The sequence below is a fragment of the Streptomyces griseomycini genome, assembly GCF_014203535.1.
Classification (GTDB): domain Bacteria; phylum Actinomycetota; class Actinomycetes; order Streptomycetales; family Streptomycetaceae; genus Streptomyces; species Streptomyces griseomycini.
This window is the reverse complement of sequence record NZ_JACHJI010000016.1, coordinates 94,509-111,227: the sequence shown is the minus strand read 5'-3', so window position 1 is coordinate 111,227 and position 16,719 is coordinate 94,509. Positions and strand designations below refer to the sequence as shown.

The following is a 16,719-nucleotide window of genomic DNA, read 5'->3' as shown; positions in this document are numbered from 1 at the left end:
CGCCTGATATGGCGTCGACTGCGCGGACACGGAGCCGCGACCGCATGGGAGGGGCGGAGGACGAACAGGCCGTGGCCGGTGTGGTGGCGGAAGGACGTGTCGGAGCCGACGGAACCGGAGAAGCCGGACCGGGCGGCGGCCGGGGCGGCCCACCGGTCGCCGCGGGCCGGCGGGCGTTCGCCCCCGAGTCCCGCGTGCCGGTCGGCGGGCTCCTCGGCACCCGCTTCTTCGCCTGTGACGACAAGGGCGGCCCGAAGACGGCCGGCCCGCCGCCCTGACGGGCAGGGTGAGGCACACCTGCGACACCCGCGACCGCGTGAGGGAGGTCTCCTCGACCGACGCGACGGTCGTCTGTGACCACGACGGCGGCGCGCTGTCCACGGACAGCCCCCTGGCCCGGCGGGACGACGCGCCGGCGGGCGATCGGCGGGGGCGCGCGGCCGGCCGCGGTCGCCACGCCCCCGCAGGGTCGGCGTCCGCCGTACCGGCGGCCGGGGCGGCGGTCCCGGTCGTGAAGCCGCGTCATGTCCACAGCGCCGCCGGGCGGACGCGGCCATGCCGGCCCCTCGGTCCGGGCCGTGCACCTGCCCGCCCCGGCCGGGACCGCCGGGCAGCTTCTACCAGAGGGCTCGCCACCGGGCGAACCGTACCCGCGACTTCGGCCTGATTTCGTCTGCAATGGAGCGATCCGGTCAACATCGCATGGGTTTCGACCTCCCCGACAACCGGGCATCCGGTCCGTCCCTCTTACGGCGCGGGCACGACAAGGGTCTGTCAGCCCGCCCGCGCGGCGGCTTCCCGGCTCGGCCGACAAGCCGGGCCGCGGACCGCCCGCTTCCTTTCCACAGCATCCGAAGAACGAGGGACCGATGACCAGAACGCGCACCATCCGGCTGCGGCGCCCGTTGCTCGCCGGCACCACGGCCGTCGCAGCCTTGGCCGTGACGGCGGGGCTCGTGGCCGCCACCGCGGAGCCGGCGAAAGCAGCGGCAGGGCCCAAGCTGAGCCTCATCGCCGCGACCACTTCGATCACGCTCACCTCCTGGAAGGAGGAGCCGGGCGTCTACCTCGACCTCGGCACCTACCTCACCGCCGAGGGGACGCCGCTGGAGCTGAAGGTGACCCGGAAGTCCTACAAGGACCCGGTGACCATCACCCAGACCGTGTACGAGGGGGGCAAAGCCAAGGTCAAGGTCCTGCCCAAAGGCACGGTGAAGGACTTCTCCGGACTGCAGGACTTCACGGAGATCACGATCACGGACGAGGCGGGCAAGAAGGTCCTCAGCCGGAGCGAGGACTTCTGCCCGAACAACGCCAGCGGCCGGGTGCGACCCGACGCGCCCGCCACCTCGAAGTATCCGGAGAGCTGCCCCACCAACCCGTTCACCCTCGGTTCGGTATGGGGGGTCGAGAAGGGCTGGGCGGCCAACACCTACGCCGGTTCCTACACCGAGCCGGTCGCGCTGGCGGCCGGCACCTACACCGCCGAGGTCGGGGTCGCCAAGAAGTACCGTGACCTGTTCGGCATCGCCGACAAGCCGGCCACGGTCAAGGTGACCGTGCAGGAGCGGAGCTACGAGGACGAGCAGGACGCCACCGGGCCGGCGTCCCGGTCCTCCGCCTCGGGCGAACACGCCGGTCACGGAGCCGCCCACCGGGCGCCGACCGCGCACACGGGACACGGGCCGGGACACGCCCCGACACCCGCCCAGGCCGCCGCTCCGGTCACGAGCGGCGCGGGCCCCTCGTACAACGTGGGCCACGGGCCGCTGAAGGCGGCGCCACCCGCCCTGCCGTGGGCGCTGAAGAAGCAGCAGGCCGCGCGCTCGATGCGCGTGGGCGACACGGGCGGCCAGACCGACGGCTCGCGCAAGGCGCCGGCGCTTCAGCCGCTGTCGAAGCGGCCCGCCGGCAAGCCCTCCGTCCCGGCCGTCCCCAAGCCCGACCTGCGCTCGCTGCCGGCCTACGGCATCGTCGTCAGCGACGGCGAGAAGGACATCCCCGGCAAGGACTACCTGGCCTTCAGCGCCAACGTGTGGAACGCCGGCCCTGCGCAACTGGTGGTGGACGGCTTCCGGTCGCCCGGCAAGGCCGAGATGGACGCCTACCAGTACTTCTACGACGCCGACGGAAAGCAGGTCGGCTACACCCCGACCGGCACCATGGAATGGGACCCCCGCCCGGGCCACATGCACTGGCACTTCACGGACTTCGCCAGCTACCGGCTGCTGAAGGCGGACAAGAAGGAGGCCGTGCGCAGCGGCAAGGAGGCCTTCTGCCTCGCGAACACCGACGCGATCGACTACACGGTGGAGAACGCCAACTGGCACCCGTTCAACACCGACCTGTCCACCGCCTGCGGCGAGGAGAACTCGATCTCCGTCCGGGAGGTGCTGGACGTCGGCTCCGGTGACACGTACTCACAGGACCTGCCGGGCCAGTCCTTCGACATCACGGATGTGCCCAACGGCACGTACTACATCCAGGTGCTGGCCAACCCGGAGAACCGGCTGAAGGAAACCAGCGTCGACAACAACAGCGCTCTGCGGAAGATCGTGCTCGGTGGCAAGCCGGGCGAACGGACGGTGACCGTACCGGCACACGACCTGGTCAATGCGAACTGACGGGACGCCAGGAAATCACTGACGCGGGTCAGGGGGGGGGCGACGGCCACGTGCGGTGGCCGTCGCCCCCGTGCCGCACGGCTGCGGTTCCGGTCCGTCCGCTGAGGGCGGGCTGCTGCAGCGGCCGGCCAGGCAGGTGCTGGAGTCCGCTTCGAGGGGCGAGGCCACCGACGAAGCCTCCCCCTGATCGTGCACACCTGGTGGGAACGCGTCGGGTCTTCAGGCTGGGCCCGTTCCCGGGCATGTTGGGCGGGTGGACGGACGCACACGAAGTGGACGGAGTCCGGGTGAAGTTGACGTTGTGCGCGGCTGACGCGTCCGCGTCGGTGCCGTGCAGGGACCAGCGGGCCGGAGGGCGGCTGCTGCCGGCGGGGGTTGGTGCCGGACGGCCGCTGCGAGTCGATCCAGGTCGTGGCCGCTCGCCTGCCGGACGGCGGCGAACGGAACCTGCGGCAGTTCGCGAACCGGTCCACCTGCGAGCCGGCCCGGCCCGGCGGGGAAGCGACTACGCGCCGGCCGTCCGCGGACGTGAGTGCCCACCCGTTCGACGTCCAGCCCGTGGCTCCGGACCGCAGGGCCCCTCGGCTGCCGGCCCCGGCCCCGCACCGCCGGCCCGCATCCTCGGGCGGCAGTCCTTGCCGGCGATCTCGGGCGGGGAGCGTCGACCTCCCTCATCCGGTGGCGTGGCTCGCGCGGCGCGTTGCGTTCCCGCTTCGCCGCCGTGCGTGTCCGCCTGGCCGGCAAGACCGTCGGGCGCCCGGTCCGGGCCGCCGCCTCGGCGGGACGGGGCCGGTGGGGCGGCACCCGGGAGTTCCTGTCCGCCGTGTTCCCGGGACCACTGCTTCATCGGGGAGCGTCATGGCCAGGATGGCTCTGGTCCTGCCGGTGATGCTCCTGCTCGTGCCGTCCGGGCCGGACGCCTTCGAGAACTTCTTGCTCCCCCCTCCTCCGGCGTCCCCTCCGGGAAAAACAGCCCTTGCTCGTCTCGGACCGGCACCATGGGCGAACAGCGAGTTCCCCACCGCCCCGGCCGGGAACGGCAGTGCCGACCCGGCGTGCCGATCCGCAGCGCCCGCCACCACGAGGGCTCCACCCGCACCTTCGGGACGGGCTCCAGCGGAACCCTCGGCGTCCGACGGCGGGGAGCCGGGGCCAGGCCCCACGGCAGGCGGACGAGGAACCGGCCACCGTCAGCCCGCGCCTGTACCGGTACGACAACGACTTCCCTGATTGAGTCTCCTGCTGTCAAGGAACTCTGCCGCTGGTTGTCACATTACTTGCTTTTTTGTATATGTATGAGAAGTGTCGGTGGTGGGGCATCCCGGCTGCCGGCGCCGCGCCCTTCGGCTGCGGGCCGGGGCCTCTCCCGCTCATCCGCCGACACCTTTTGGCGCCCGCGGGTCGCGCCGCGCGAGCTCGTTTCCCGAGATCCCGCATCCGGACAGGGGAGGGGAGGATGTGGAGATGGGCGCTCCGGTGCGGTTGCTCCTGCCGCCGCCGACCGGGACCGGCAGCAGCGAGTGGTCCCGGTTCGCCGGTCGGCGCAATCCCCGTCCGGCCCGCCTCGATGCCTGGCAGGGCCGGAACCGGTCCGGCGCGCTCGACGCCCCTGCGGCCGCGACGTGCCGTCCGAGGCCGGCGGTCCCGCGCTGACGCGGAGCCGGTCCGGCCGAACCGTCCGACACCACGATCCGGGAAGGACGAACTGCCGTGACATCCGCTGTCGTGGTCCCCTTGATACTGCTCGTCGTCGCCCTCGCACCCGGCCTGTACGAGGACTGGAAGGCATACCGCCGGCAAACCCGTCTGCCCCTGCCACCGGTCCGAAGCAGTCTGGTCGGGCTGCTCGGCGCCGCGGCGGCCCGGCCGCGACGCCGTTCAACGCGCTGGACCGGCTCCAGCGGTGTGCGGAGCCACCGTTCGGGCGCTCGTCTTCCGCGCGCCGAGCCCGGCGTACGCCGGGACACTCCGCCGGCGCCTGCCCTTCGTTCCCGAGGTGGACAGGCCGCCCCGGTCGCCCGCAACGGCCACGTGGGAGACGCCGCCCCCGTCCTGTGCCCGGACCGGTACGGTCCCCGGCCCGGAGGCCGCAGCACGGCCACCGGCCCCTGACCTGGCCGCGCAACCCGATCGCACGAACTGCGGCGCCAGGGGCAGCGGTGCGTCCGCGGGAGTGAGCGGAGAGGTTCACCCCCACGTGCGCCCGGACCGAAGAGGGGCCACAGTGGGGGGAGGTTTAGACGGTCCCGGTCGTGGGACTTGCCCCCTACCCGAACCGGCGTTTCCGGAGGGTTTCCGGATGACGCATACATCGTTCTCCCGTGAAGCATTCCGAGGGAACACAGGGAAGCCTGCGCAAGAAGGACGTGTTCATGTCCGAGGAAAAGAACGAGACCGGGATGCCTCCGCATGAGGCACTGCCGCTGCCGGACTATGACCATCTACCGTTGAGCAGCCTCCAGCACCGCATCCGCACGCTCGACGAGAAGAGCCTGCGCGAGGTGCTCGCCTACGAGGAAGCGCACGGGAACCGGCTCCCCGTCATGGAGACGCTGCGCCACCGGCTCCGTGAGCTGAGCGAGGGAGCGGAGCCGTCAGGGGGCTCGCCTCTCGATCCTGCTCCCGAGCACGCTCCTCCGGCGGATTCCGGGTCGCCGGTCTCCCCCGTCACATCCGGCCCGCCGATCAATCCTCCCTCCCACGGTGCGCCGGAGAACCCGGCACAGCCCCGCTCCACGGGCTGACACGTGGCCCGGTCGACGGGCCGGCCCGTCCCGGGCCGGCCCCGGCACGGTCCGGTGATCTTCCCCGACCGGCCGCTCCGTGCCTACGGTGCATCGGGCGGGTCGCGCAGGACGGCCGAAGCGATGTCCGACGGCGACCTGCCGGTGCGGAACGCCTCGGCGCGCATCAGAGCCAGCGCGTCCTCGGCCGTGACTCCCTGCCGGGCCACCAGCGTTCCGATGGCACGCGTGGTGTCGAACCAGTGGGCGCGGACGACCTTCTCCGGCTCCCAGGCCGGTGCCTGCGTCCCGGTGAGCAGCATGTCGCGGGTCGTCATGAGAGCGGCCGCAACCGCTTCGGCCACCTGGGACGCCTGGTTCAGGGTCTCGTCGCCGAGAGCGTGGGACCGAAGCGCCAGCAGGTCGATCGTTCCGAGGACGTAGTCGCCGAAGAAGACGGGGAGGGCGTACACGGATTCCAGCTGCGGCAGTTGCTGGCGCACGGTCGCCCCGAACAGCGGCCAGGGTGTCAGTTCGTGACGCAGGTCGTGCACCGCCACTGGTTCACCCGTCCGCGCGGAGGCGATGCAGGGACCTTCCAGCACCGTGAACTGGATCTCTTCCAACCGCAAGGCGGCATCGCTCGACGCGGCGAGCAACTGGCGGGAAGGGGTGTCGGTGAGCAGCGACAACGTGGCGCCGTCCACGCCCAGCCCTTCGGCCACCGCCCCGCACACCCGCTGCGGAAGCTCCTCGGCGGGCGCGTTCGCCGCGGTCTCCGCGACCAGTCGCGCAGCCTTCACGGGGTCGGCCGTCATCCGGCCCTCCGGTGCCCCGGCACCTGCGAGAGGAAGGACTGGTGAGGTGGCTTCGCCGCGTGCTGGTGACGGATCATACGAGCCATGTACCCGGCTCGGCCGGGGAAACGCCGACGGACCCGGTCGGCCCCCGTGCGGTGAACGCCGTGTGCAGCGACGCGGCCGGACCGTGTGGGGTCACGCGGGAACCCGCGGGGGAAGGAGTGTCATGCAGCAGCCCGACGAAGACCCACTGGACTTCGACACCAGTGCTCTCGAGGACTGGGACGAGGGACGCGCGCGGAGGGCGCTCAGCGGCAGACACGCCACGCTGTACCGCAATCACCTGGACATCGCCGCGAAACTGGACCAGTGGGCACTGACCGAAGGCCGACGCACCGACATCGACGCACGCCACAGGGCCGGCTACGTACAGGCGCTCGGCGATGTGGCTGCCTTCTTGAGGCAGACGTACTACCTCCCCGAAGGTCCGGACTGAGTGGCCGGAAGCCAGTACCAGCGGGGTCTGGCGGCCCGCGGTGAGGAGTCGACGCCGGCGCGTCCTGGCTCCGGACGCCGCGCGGCCAGCAGGCGGGCCAGGACGATCCGGCAGCGCAGCGCCCACGCCTGCGGCACGGAACGGCGCCGCACGACCCCGACGGGCTTGCGGAACCGGCGACCGTTCAGTCCGGCGAACAGGTCCCCCCACTGCGGCTCAGCCGCCGGCACCGCAACCCTCACACCGAGATCATCACGTCAGGGTCGGGCCCGGGTGCTGAGCTGGGGTGTTGCCAGGCGGGTGGCCTGGTCGATCTCGGGTGGTCCGGCGAAGGACCGGCCGACGAGGGCGGTCTTGCGGAAGATGCGCCACCAGCCCTCCTGGAGGTTGAGCCGGCAGGCGCCGGGCGAGCGTGAGGAGGGCGCCCTCCCGCGCCGCGCCGCCGGCCGCGCGTCCGGCTCCCGCATGAGCGCGCGCCACCGCGGGGCGGAACAGAGCGGAGCACTGCCCGCGAAGGGCTGAGACGGGCGAGCTGCGGCTGGTGTGCTGCAACGGTGCTCGAGGCGGCCGGTCCGGTGCAGCGCTCGGCCCCCTTCCGGCAGGCCCCGGCGGCATCCGTCCCAGTAGCGGTCACCCGTACCACCGCATCATCCGACCGTCGAATGCCTGTACGCGCATCGGTACGCCGGTGTACGGTCTCGGGCCGAAAGGTCTTGGGAGCGCTCCCATCGCATTGTCTCCGCTTCGGACAAGGAGGAACGCTTTGAAACGCTTTTCAGCCTTACTGGCGACTTGCGCGATGGTTCTGGGACTCACGGCACTGTTCAGCCCCCAAGCGGTGGCCGCCACCGGCTGCAGGGTCGACTACACGGTCACCAGCCAGTGGCAGGGAGGCTTCCAGGCCGGAGTGAAAATCACCAACCTGGGCGACCCCGTCACCGGATGGACGCTCGAGTTCTCCATGCCGGACGCGGGGCAGAAGGTCGTCCAGGGCTGGAACGCCGCATGGTCGCAGTCCTCCGACTCCACGGTCACAGCCGTCGGCGTCGACTGGAACCGCACCCTGGCCACCGGCGCATCCACCGACGTGGGGTTCGTGGGCTCCTTCACGGGCGCCAACCCGAAGCCCACGACGTTCACGCTCAATGGCGTCGCCTGCACGGGCTCCGTCGACGGCGGCGGGGAGGAGTCCCCGCCCGACCCGGGCACCGGCACCCCCGTGAGCATCAACGGACAGCTGCACGTCTGCGGCGTGAACCTGTGCAACCAGCACAACCGCCCCATCCAGTTGCGAGGCATGAGCACGCACGGCATCCAGTGGTTCGGCAGGTGCTACAACAGCGCATCCCTGGACGCGCTGGCCGAGGACTGGAAGTCGGACCTGTTCCGGGTCGCCATGTACGTGCAGGAGGAGGGCTACGAGACCGACCCGGCCGGCTTCACCAGCCGGGTGAACAGCCTGGTCGACATGGCCGAGGCCCGCGGCATGTACGCGGTGATCGACTTCCACACGTTGACGCCGGGCGATCCGAACTACAACCTCGACCGCGCCAAGACGTTCTTCGCGTCCGTCGCCGCCCGCAACGCGAACAAGGAGAACGTCATCTACGAGATCGCCAACGAGCCCAACGGCGTGAGTTGGACGGCTGTCAAGAACTACGCCGAGCAGGTCATCCCGGTGATCCGGGCTGCCGACCCTGACGCCGTCGTCATCGTCGGCACCCGCGGCTGGTCCTCGCTCGGCGTCTCGGACGGATCCGACGAAAGCGAGATCGTCAACAACCCCGTGAACGCGACCAACATCATGTATGCGTTCCACTTCTACGCCGCGAGTCACAAGGACAACTACCGCACCGCGGTGAGTCGGGCGGCCTCACAGCTGCCGCTTTTCGTATCCGAGTTCGGTACGGTGAGCGCCACCGGCGGTGGAGCGGTGGACCGGTCGAGCAGCACCGCCTGGCTGGACCTGCTCGACCGGCTGAAGATCAGCTATGCCAACTGGACCTACTCCGACGCCAATGAGGGCAGCGCGGCGTTCAAGCCCGGGACCTGCAACGGCAGCGATTACAGCAGCAGCGGTGTGCTGACCGAGTCAGGGGCTCTGATCAAGAGCCGGATCAGCACCGCCGACGACTTCCCCACCAGCTGACCCCCGGCGGGGCTCCGGCCCGCCCGGGGCCCCGCCCCGACGATGGAGAGCGCTCCAAGTTCCCCCCGCAACGCCCTGTGCTCCCCGTAGTCCCTCGGATTGGCTTCCTTGGCCGTGAGCCGGGGTCTGTCAGGCGGCCGGTCTGCCCGGCGGTACTCGTTGGCCAGGTCGGCGACGGCTTGCCGGCGCCCGATCCGAACTGCCGGCCAGGGGCCCTTCGGCTCCGTCCTTCCTCCCCGCACCGTGGCGCGCGGTCCGCGTCGGTCCCCGGTGCAGGGGCGGGAGGCGGGGCGGAGTCCTCGCGGCCCATCCGGTGTGATCGGTCAGCACGTCTTGTGGGCGAGCAGCTCCGCCACTGTCGAGAGCGGGTTCCACTCGGGGTCGAGGCCGGTCAGCCGTTCGGCGACCCGGTGCCAGGCCGCAGGGTCGGTGCCGAGTCCGGTGCGCACGAGATCCGTGAGGAGGGCGCGGGCTTCGGCGGCCTTGGGCGGGGCGTCCGTGCGGCGTGCGGCGGCGCCGAGGTAGGCGAGCAGCCGCGCGGCCGGGGTCGCATGGTGGACCAGGTCCGCGGCGTCGAGGAGGCCGGCCGTGAGCAGCCCGTCCAGCTGGGTGGTCGGCGCGCAGTGGAACCGGCCGCCGAGACCGTGCCGGGCCCGCTCCCTGGTGAGCCGCGCGCTGCCGGGTAGGCCGTCGGGGCCCGGTTCGGGGAGCAGTGCCGCATGTCGCAGTCGTACGTCCTCGGGGACGCCGTCCAGGCGGACGATGTCCCGCCAGTAGGGGAGGGGTTCCTGGGCGTGGGCGGCTTCGAGAGCGGCCCAGTCCACGCTTTCGCCCGGCGGGAGGGACTCGACGAGGTGACGTGCGTGCGGGGCGTGCCGGGCGCGCCGCAGCTTCCGGATGAGTCTCTCCGGCGCCAGTTCGCGGTCGAGCCGGGCGCGCAGGACGGCGGCGGGGTCGGCGGACGCCAGGGCCTTCGCGCATACGGTGGTGGCGGAGCGCCCCAGCACGTCCCGCCCCGCGAGCCGCGCCAGCCGGTCGGCACCGCCGTGCTCGAACAGCCGCAGGCAACCTGTCAGTTGGTGCCCGAGGCCAAGCCGCGAGCCCTCTCTCACCAGCAGCTCCTCCACAAGGTCGGGTTCGGCGGAGCACAGCCACATCAAACCGCCGGCCGGTCGTGCGGTGCCCCCGGTGCGCCAGTCGGCCAGCACCCGGGCGCCCAGGGACGGCCGTCCGGTGCCGGGCCGGGACCGGGTCACGATCCGGTGGACGGCGGGCGCGGGGGTCCAGTGCCGCAGCAGGGCGAGGTCGACCTCGGGGTCGTCGAGGTCGACGAGACGCTCCACCGCGCCGCTGCGCTCCATCCAGCGGGACTGGGCGGCCAGGACGCGCAGCGCGTCGTGGTCGCGGTCCGCGAGCAGCCGGTCGAGGACGGCGCGCGGTGTGCGGTCGTGGCGCAGCAGGTACGCGGCGAGCAGCCAGGGCCCGTCGGGGCCCAGCCGCGGCAGTACGGCGTCGACCACCTCGGCGTCGGCGAGGCAGAGCAGGGTGCCCTCCGGCCAGGCCCACAGATGGTCACCGTGCTCCAGGAGCTTGATCGCCTCGTCGGGGGTGCCCGGTCTGGTCCTGCCGATGGACGTTCCCGCGCTCGCCGCCGGGCCCGCACCGGACTGCGCGCGCTCCACCAACTCCGCCCAGGTCAGTCCCTCCGAGGAGGCTTCGGACGCCGTCACGGTCGCGGCCAGGCGGAGCCAGGCATCGGGGTCGGTGCCGAGTTCGGCGCGCAGCCGGCGGGCGAGCGCGGCCCGCCACGCGTCGGCGAACGCGAGCCGCCGCCAGTCGTAGGGCAGGAGGAGCAGGCGCCGGGCGGGCAGCAGGGTGAGCAGCTCGTCGGCGGGCAACACGCCCTGTACGTAGGCGCGTTCGGTGTGCTGCGCGCCGGATCCGTATGTTTCGGGGAGTTGCGCACGCACCTGCGCGAGGCTGGGCGCCTCATGCGCGAAGCCGTTCTTGGACGCGGGGATGCCGTGGGCGGCGCAGGCCGCGGCGAACCAACGGGGGGTGGCGAGGGCGGGCGCGGTCGCCGGTTCGTACTCGGTCAGTGCGCGCAGCACCTCGGGGTCCTTCGGCCGGGGCGCACCGTCCGGGGCGAGGGAGTACAGCAGGTCGAGCGCGGCCAGGGCGTGCGCACGCTCGGGCCGGTGGAGCATCGGCCGGGACGGGGGTGCCGAGGCCGGCGGCTCGGGCTCGGTGATGACCTCGGCGGCAGTCCCGTGCGGGGCCTTGCCCGCCTCGGCGATCAGCTCCGCGACGGTTCCCTCGTGTTCGGGCAGCAGGGCGTCGAGCGCCGTCCAGGCTCGCGTCCGCTCTCCCAGATGCGTCTGCGACAATGCGCGCAGGTCGGCGACTGCCGCCGTGCCCAGCAGATCCCGTTCGGCGAGGCGGACGAGTGCGGCCAGGGCGTGGGCGGCGGGGTGCGCGGTGCCGATCAGCTCGATCGGATCGAGGAGTCCCGCCGCCACCATGCCCTCCGCCCAGACGGCGGCGTTCTCGTCGAGCTTCTCCTGTGCGAGGCGCTGCGCGGGCGAGGTGGTGTTTCCTGCGCGGCGGCCTGCGGCCCGCCACGGCTCGTTGAGGACGCTCAGCCGGAACGCCTGGCGCTGTGCATCGCTCGCCGCCTCGTGGCGGGCCAGTTCCTCACAGGCCTTGGGCATGAACGGGGTCGCGGCATGGGCTGCGGCGAGGGCGTCGAGATCGTGGGCGTATGGCTCGGACAGCAGGTCGCGCAGGGAGCTGGTGCCCCGGGCGGTGGCGAGCAGCGCGGGCAGCCGGGCGGGGTCCTCGTACGGCTCGCCCTGCGCGCGCAGTCGGCGCGGCCCGTCGCCGTCCGGGGCGGCCAGGGCCTCGGTGACCGTGTCCACGACGGCCCGGCTCAGCCAGGCGGCTGCGGCGGGGTCGTCGAGCAGGGTGCGCACGGCGTCCGGGCCGGTCCGCTCCCAGATTCTCAACAGGGCGTACTGCTGGGCGACTTGACGCACGCCCCGCCGCAGTGCCGGAACCACGAGCTGCGGGTCGCCCGAGCCGAGCAGCGGGTCGAGCCAGGTGCGCGGGACCTGGCTGTGCGGCGCCGTCAGCTCGGCGCGCAGCGCGTCGTCGAGCGGAACGGCGTCGAGCCGCTCCACAACGGTGCGGCGCAGGGACTGGGTGGTGCGCGGGTTGCGGTAGACGGCCGCGGCGACCTGGGCGTCGCCGACCGCGACCAGCCGGGCCAGGAACCGGGTGTCGAGCCGGGGGTGGCGGGCCAGGGCTGCCCGGGTGCGGGTGTCCCCGTGGTCGATGACGGCGGCGACGAGGGTGGGCGCCGGCAGCGTCCCGCCGGCCAGCAGTTCTGTCGTCACCCGCTCGGGCAGGGCGGCGAACGCGGCCGCGGCGTGCCGCGGCTCCGTGTGCTCGAGGAGCAGGCCGAGCGTGCGGTGGACGCTGCGGGGCGCGGGCGGACGGAGCGCGTCGCCGGACACCGCAGGCACCGGCGACGCGGCGAGCAGCTCGGGCAGACTGCCACGGTGCCCGGCCAGCGCGTCATGCAGCCCGCACCAGCGGGCCGCGTCCCCACCGAGGTGACGTCCTGCCAGTTCCCTGAGGTACGCGGCGGTGTCGTCGTCGGCTCCACCCGCAGCGGCGACCTTGGCCGCCGCCGAGCGCGCGGGCCGCGCCCGCTCCACCGCCCGCAGCGCGGCACCACCGCACAGGCCCGTGCTCTCCGCGTCCCGACCGGCCCGGACCGTCTCGCGCAGCAGCCGCTCTGCCGCACCCACCTGCGTCTTCGTCACGGTTGCCATGCTAGACACGGCCCCGGCCGTCCCGGTCGGCACCGGCACCGGCCTCGTCCGCCCCGCCGGGTGCGAGCGCGCGTGAGCCTGCTGAAGGAGCACAGCCTGGCGGGCGGTCTTCCGGCGTTTCGGCCGCCGACGCAGCCAGACGCTCCCGGAGGCGGTCGGCAACCCCTCGCCGTGAAGCCCACGATGCCCGGATGCGGGAGTACAAGGAGCCGCCGCGCTGCGCAGCCGAAATCAGCCGCCGCGACGCCACCTCGCAGTGGGCACGAGACGGTCTTTGGATGTCAGACCCGCCTGAGAAGATCACGCCATGCTGCAGGTCTGTCTGAACGGTGCCAGAAGCCGTGCCGAATGCGCCCACCTCCCCGTGACCCCGCAAGAGCTGGCAGCGGCAGCCCGCACGGCCGTCGCCGCCGGCGCCCGGGACATCCACCTTCACCCCAAGAACCCCGACGGCGAGGACACGCTGGACCCCGCCACCGTCGCCGCGGCCCTCACAGCCGTACGGACCGCCGTCCCAGGCACCACTGTCGGCGTCACCACCGGTGCCTGGACAACACCGGACCCCGAAGCGCGAGCCGCCCAGGTCCGAGCCTGGGCTGTGCTGCCGGATCACGCCTCCGTGAACTGGCACGAGGACGGCGCCGCCGAAGTCGCCATCGCCCTGCTGGACCGGGGCGTCGGCATCGAAGCCGGCATCTACTCCGGGACTCCCGCAGCACGGCGCTTCCTCGACTGGTCAGAGTCCCACCGCGTCCTGCGGGTCCTGGCCGAGATCACCGACACCGACCCGCGGACCGCGGTTCATGCCGCGGCCGGTCTACTGGACGAACTCCGTCCGGCCACGACCTCGCCGATCCTCCTGCACGGCGAAGACGAAGCCGCCTGGCCCCTCCTCCGCTTGGCCGCCGCCCATCGGTTGGACACACGGATCGGCCTGGAGGACGTGCTCCATCTGCCCGACGGCACACCGGCCGGGGCGAACGCCGACCTCGTCCACGCGGCACGAGAGATCATCCAGCAGGCGTTCAGGGAGTTCTGATGTCCGACTCCACCATTGGTACTGCGATGGTGTTCGTGCTGGTTGCTGACCAGTTTCAGGGGCTGTGTCCGCGTCGTTTGCAGTGACTGGGGCGGGGGCCTGGTGCTGCCGTCGTCGGCGCCGGTGTGACCAGTGCAGGGTGACCGGTGCAGGATGTGGTCGACGGGTGCGGGCCGGCGGCCGGTGAGGCGGGTGATCAGGCGCCTGGTCCCGGCAGGGCGAGGTGGACGGGCGGGGAGGATCCGTTCCTGCTTTCCCGGTGTCCGGTTCTCGTGCGCGCAGGACGGTCAGGCAGGCGGGGCGCAGCGGTTTCCGTCCGCGTTCAGCGGCATCTCGCCCCACTTTCGGCCCCGCCGCCACCTGATGAGCGCGCACGGCTGCCGAGCCGGGACGGCCATCCGCTTCGCCACCTGGGGCCAGATCACCGGCACCGTCGGCCGACCCGCCACGGCCCGGGCACAAGACCGGACCGCAAGCCCACCCCACCCCAGCACGCCGACAGCCACCGGCCCACCCGACAACGTGACAACGCCGACCAGCCCCGTCTCGGGCGACGGTGGCGGGAGCGGAAGTGACGGGGGCGGAGGGGGCGGGGGGCGACTGACGGGGCCGGGCACGCCGCGGTCAGGAGCCCGGACGCAGTACCCACCCCGTGGCGCTGCGGTCCAGGCCCAGCAGGCCGTCGGGGTACGGGTGGAGGGAGGGGGCCGGGCCGGGGGAGTCCTCGATGTGGAGGCGGTCGGGGACGTCGGTCCGCCACAGCGGGCGGCCCCCGGCGGTGAGGTCGTACGCGTACAGCGTCGCCTGCTCGCCGTCCGGCACCCACGGCAGGACGTAGGCGACGGTGTCGGTGAGCGCCGCCTGGACGTGCGCGGCGGGCAGCGGGATCCGCAGCGGGGCGTCGGCCAGTGCCGGTGTGTCGCCCCAGACCGTGAGGACGCGGTCGGAGCGGTCGCCTGCCCCCACCGCCGCGGCCATGACGCCGTCGGCGGTACGGACGACGTGTTCGAGCTTCTGGCGTGCCCCGTCCGCGGGCGCCGGAACCGGCTGGGTCCGTTCGATGCCGCGCGGGCCGGTGAACGCGAGCCCGCCCCGGTAGTGGACGAGTGCCCGGTCCTCGCCCAGCGGGTGGACCGACTGCACCCGGCCGGGCAGGCCGCCCCGCCAGAGCCGTTCGCCGGTGGCCGTGTCCAGCGCCGTCACGGTGGCGTCCGCCGCCGCCTGGACGAGCAACAGCTCCCCGGCCGGGAACACCGGCTCGGACACGGCCCCGCGGGGGTCTCCCAGACGGGCGCCGGTGTCCGTGCGCCACGCCTCCCGGCCGCCGGCCGCCTCGTACGCGAAGACCTCCGAGCCCAGCCGCCCGTAGACGCGGGTGCCGTCCTGCGCGTAGTCGGTGGTACGGGCACGGACCAGCAGCTCCCCGGTGGCCGTGGAGTGGATCTCCACATGACGGTCCGCCACGGTCGACGAGCCGTTCACCCGCGGCTTCTTCGTGGTGCGCGTGGCGACGAGCACCTTGCCGTCCGGCGACAGCTCCACGTGCTCGGCGAAGTCGTAAGGGCGCCAGGTGCAGCGCAGCAGATCCTCGCCCGCCCCCGACAGCAGCCGGAACTCCGAGCGGCGGTCCTCCCCGTGCCGGCGATGGGCGGCCACCACCAGCGGCCCGCCGTCGCCCGCCGGGGCGGAGAGCGTGACGAGCGCATCCGCGGGACGGAACGCCTCCCCCAGCGGGGTGCGCCAGTGCCGCGCGACGCCGTCGCCCTCCAGCCGGCCGGACACGAGGTCGCCCTCGGGGTCCACCCGGTACACGACCGGCGCCCCGCCATCGGCGGCCGGGAGCACCAGGGACGGCCCGCCGGGCAGCGTCGCGACCGAACGGGGCCGCTCCCGCAGTCCCGGCGCCGCCGGTGCGGGCAGCCCGGCGCGGACGGCGGGTACGTCCACCGCGGCGGCACCGCCGCAGTCGAGTGCCGCCGCGGGCGGTTTCTGAGTCGTACACCCCGTCAGGGCGACCAGCAGACCGGCCGAAGCCGTCGCCGCCCGCCGAAGGCGGCCCCCGCGCACCCGTGCCTCCACGGCATCCCCCGTTTCCACGAAACCCCCCGGCGTCCTTCACGGCATCGCGCGGCCGGCTCGTCCCGACCCGGCCATGGCGGACCCCGCCCTCACAGCATGGCCGAGGACGCCGACGGTGAGCTGGGAGCGGGGGTCCCAGCCGGTTCCCAGGCGATCTCCAGCCACCGGTGGGACGGTCGGTGCGAAGGCGGCCGGTGCCGCACGGGACTGACGCCCCGTCACCCCGCGTGGCGGGCCTCTCCGAGCACCGCCGCCCACGCATCGATCCGACCGGCGGCGGACCGCCGGTCCTCGGGGGGAGTCCTTTTCCATGCGCGTTCAGCGTTCCCTTGTCCTGACGGCGGCCGTACTCGGCCTCGTTCTTCTGAGCGGGTGCCGGACCGACGACGTCGAGGGCGTTCCCGTCGCCCCGTCCGGCTCCGCGTCCGGCGCGGAGCCGACCGCGAGCGCCGAGCCGACCGCCGACGCGGCCGGGCGGCGCGTGGTCGACGCGGCGACGGCGGGCGGCCTGTCCAGGGTGACCGGCGACGGTGCGCCGAGCGATGTGGTCGTCGACCCGGGCGAGATGCGCGACGGCATGAACCTGGTGATGAACAACTACGCGCTCGCGGGCGGGGACCCCGTCCTCGTCGTCGCGGTCGACAACGTGCCGGAGGAGACCACCGAGCGCCGCGAACACCTCTGGCGAGGCATGCTCGAGCACGTCAAGTGGGACTACGGACTGGGTCAGCCCGAGGCCCAGCCGGTCGAGGACGCCGGCCCGCTGGGCGGCTCCGTCGAGTGCATGCTGGCCTCGCTCGCAGAGGACGGCGACGTCATCTGCGGCTGGGCCGACGACACCACCGCCGGCGTGGCCCACTTCCCGAACAGCACGTTGCCCGAGGCCGCCGAACTGTTCGTCGCCATGCGGGCCGACCTGGAGAAGTGAGCCGGCGCTTCCCGGCACCCCCCGCGTGGAACCCGGAAGCCCGCT

The 16,719-nt window shown here is 73.1% G+C and carries 11 protein-coding genes and 1 pseudogene; 8 read left to right on the top strand and 4 right to left on the bottom strand.

All coding sequences use genetic code 11. The annotated features are described in order from the left end of the window. Positions 1 to 44: 44 nt before the first annotated feature. From FHS37_RS32325 to FHS37_RS32315, 3 genes are all read left to right on the top strand, one after another. Positions 45 to 278 carry a hypothetical protein gene (locus FHS37_RS32325; protein WP_184827787.1) on the top strand — a complete coding sequence of 78 codons (234 nt, stop codon included), beginning with the start codon at positions 45 to 47 and terminating at the stop codon, positions 276 to 278. Positions 279 to 869: 591 nt separating this feature from the next. After that, positions 870 to 2,624, top strand: a complete 1,755-nt coding sequence (locus FHS37_RS32320; RefSeq protein WP_184827785.1) for a lysyl oxidase family protein — start codon at positions 870 to 872, stop codon at positions 2,622 to 2,624. Between the two features lie 2,321 nt (positions 2,625 to 4,945). Continuing rightward, positions 4,946 to 5,368: a DUF8129 domain-containing protein gene (locus FHS37_RS32315; protein WP_229890140.1), complete on the top strand. Its 423-nt coding sequence runs from the start codon at positions 4,946 to 4,948 to the stop codon at positions 5,366 to 5,368. Between the two features lie 83 nt (positions 5,369 to 5,451). Here the strand turns inward: FHS37_RS32315 and FHS37_RS32310 are convergent, their stop codons facing one another. Beyond that, the gene (locus FHS37_RS32310; RefSeq protein ID WP_184827783.1) at positions 5,452 to 6,165 is read right to left on the bottom strand and encodes a GAF and ANTAR domain-containing protein; all 714 of its coding nucleotides are present in this window, start codon (positions 6,163 to 6,165) and stop codon (positions 5,452 to 5,454) included. Positions 6,166 to 6,373: 208 nt separating this feature from the next. Between FHS37_RS32310 and FHS37_RS32305 the strand changes: the two genes are divergently transcribed. Next, complete coding sequence (locus tag FHS37_RS32305) at positions 6,374 to 6,643, top strand: hypothetical protein (RefSeq protein WP_184827781.1); 270 nt, start codon at positions 6,374 to 6,376, stop codon at positions 6,641 to 6,643. Between the two features lie 257 nt (positions 6,644 to 6,900). On the opposite strand, the gene FHS37_RS32300 is transcribed toward FHS37_RS32305, so the two are convergent. Continuing rightward, complete coding sequence (locus tag FHS37_RS32300) at positions 6,901 to 7,110, bottom strand: hypothetical protein (RefSeq protein WP_229890139.1); 210 nt, start codon at positions 7,108 to 7,110, stop codon at positions 6,901 to 6,903. Between the two features lie 296 nt (positions 7,111 to 7,406). Between FHS37_RS32300 and FHS37_RS32295 the strand changes: the two genes are divergently transcribed. Next, the gene (locus FHS37_RS32295) at positions 7,407 to 8,792 is read left to right on the top strand and encodes a cellulase family glycosylhydrolase (RefSeq protein ID WP_184827779.1); all 1,386 of its coding nucleotides are present in this window, start codon (positions 7,407 to 7,409) and stop codon (positions 8,790 to 8,792) included. Positions 8,793 to 9,115: 323 nt separating this feature from the next. On the opposite strand, the gene FHS37_RS32290 is transcribed toward FHS37_RS32295, so the two are convergent. Continuing rightward, a complete protein-coding gene (locus tag FHS37_RS32290; RefSeq protein ID WP_184827777.1) occupies positions 9,116 to 12,619 on the bottom strand; it encodes a hypothetical protein in 3,504 nt (1,167 codons plus the stop codon). Between the two features lie 316 nt (positions 12,620 to 12,935). Between FHS37_RS32290 and FHS37_RS32285 the strand changes: the two genes are divergently transcribed. Together FHS37_RS32285 and FHS37_RS41355 are read left to right on the top strand one after the other, a co-directional pair. Further along, positions 12,936 to 13,667: a 3-keto-5-aminohexanoate cleavage protein gene (locus FHS37_RS32285; protein ID WP_184827775.1), complete on the top strand. Its 732-nt coding sequence runs from the start codon at positions 12,936 to 12,938 to the stop codon at positions 13,665 to 13,667. A gap of 294 nt (positions 13,668 to 13,961) precedes the next feature. Beyond that, a pseudogene (locus FHS37_RS41355) lies at positions 13,962 to 14,111 on the top strand (IS6 family transposase); the annotation flags it as partial. A gap of 180 nt (positions 14,112 to 14,291) precedes the next feature. On the opposite strand, the gene FHS37_RS40905 reads toward FHS37_RS41355, so the two are convergent. Further along, positions 14,292 to 15,614: an outer membrane protein assembly factor BamB family protein gene (locus FHS37_RS40905; RefSeq protein WP_184827772.1), complete on the bottom strand. Its 1,323-nt coding sequence runs from the start codon at positions 15,612 to 15,614 to the stop codon at positions 14,292 to 14,294. A gap of 442 nt (positions 15,615 to 16,056) precedes the next feature. On the opposite strand from FHS37_RS40905, the gene FHS37_RS32275 reads away from it, so the two are divergent. Further along, positions 16,057 to 16,674, top strand: a complete 618-nt coding sequence (locus FHS37_RS32275) for a hypothetical protein (RefSeq protein ID WP_184827770.1) — start codon at positions 16,057 to 16,059, stop codon at positions 16,672 to 16,674. The last annotated feature ends 45 nt before the right edge of the window (positions 16,675 to 16,719 follow it).

Excerpts from the sequence above, each read along its gene's own strand:
- FHS37_RS32325 (WP_184827787.1), top strand. The coding sequence starts at position 45 with ATGGGAGGGGCGGAGGACGAACAGGCCGTGGCCGGTGTGGTGGCGGAA.
- FHS37_RS32320 (WP_184827785.1), top strand. The coding sequence starts at position 870 with ATGACCAGAACGCGCACCATCCGGCTGCGGCGCCCGTTGCTCGCCGGC.
- FHS37_RS32310 (WP_184827783.1), bottom strand. The coding sequence starts at position 6,165 with ATGACGGCCGACCCCGTGAAGGCTGCGCGACTGGTCGCGGAGACCGCG.
- FHS37_RS32305 (WP_184827781.1), top strand. The coding sequence starts at position 6,374 with ATGCAGCAGCCCGACGAAGACCCACTGGACTTCGACACCAGTGCTCTC.
- FHS37_RS32300 (WP_229890139.1), bottom strand. The coding sequence starts at position 7,110 with ATGCGGGAGCCGGACGCGCGGCCGGCGGCGCGGCGCGGGAGGGCGCCC.
- FHS37_RS32285 (WP_184827775.1), top strand. The coding sequence starts at position 12,936 with ATGCTGCAGGTCTGTCTGAACGGTGCCAGAAGCCGTGCCGAATGCGCC.
- FHS37_RS32275 (WP_184827770.1), top strand. The coding sequence starts at position 16,057 with ATGCGCGTTCAGCGTTCCCTTGTCCTGACGGCGGCCGTACTCGGCCTC.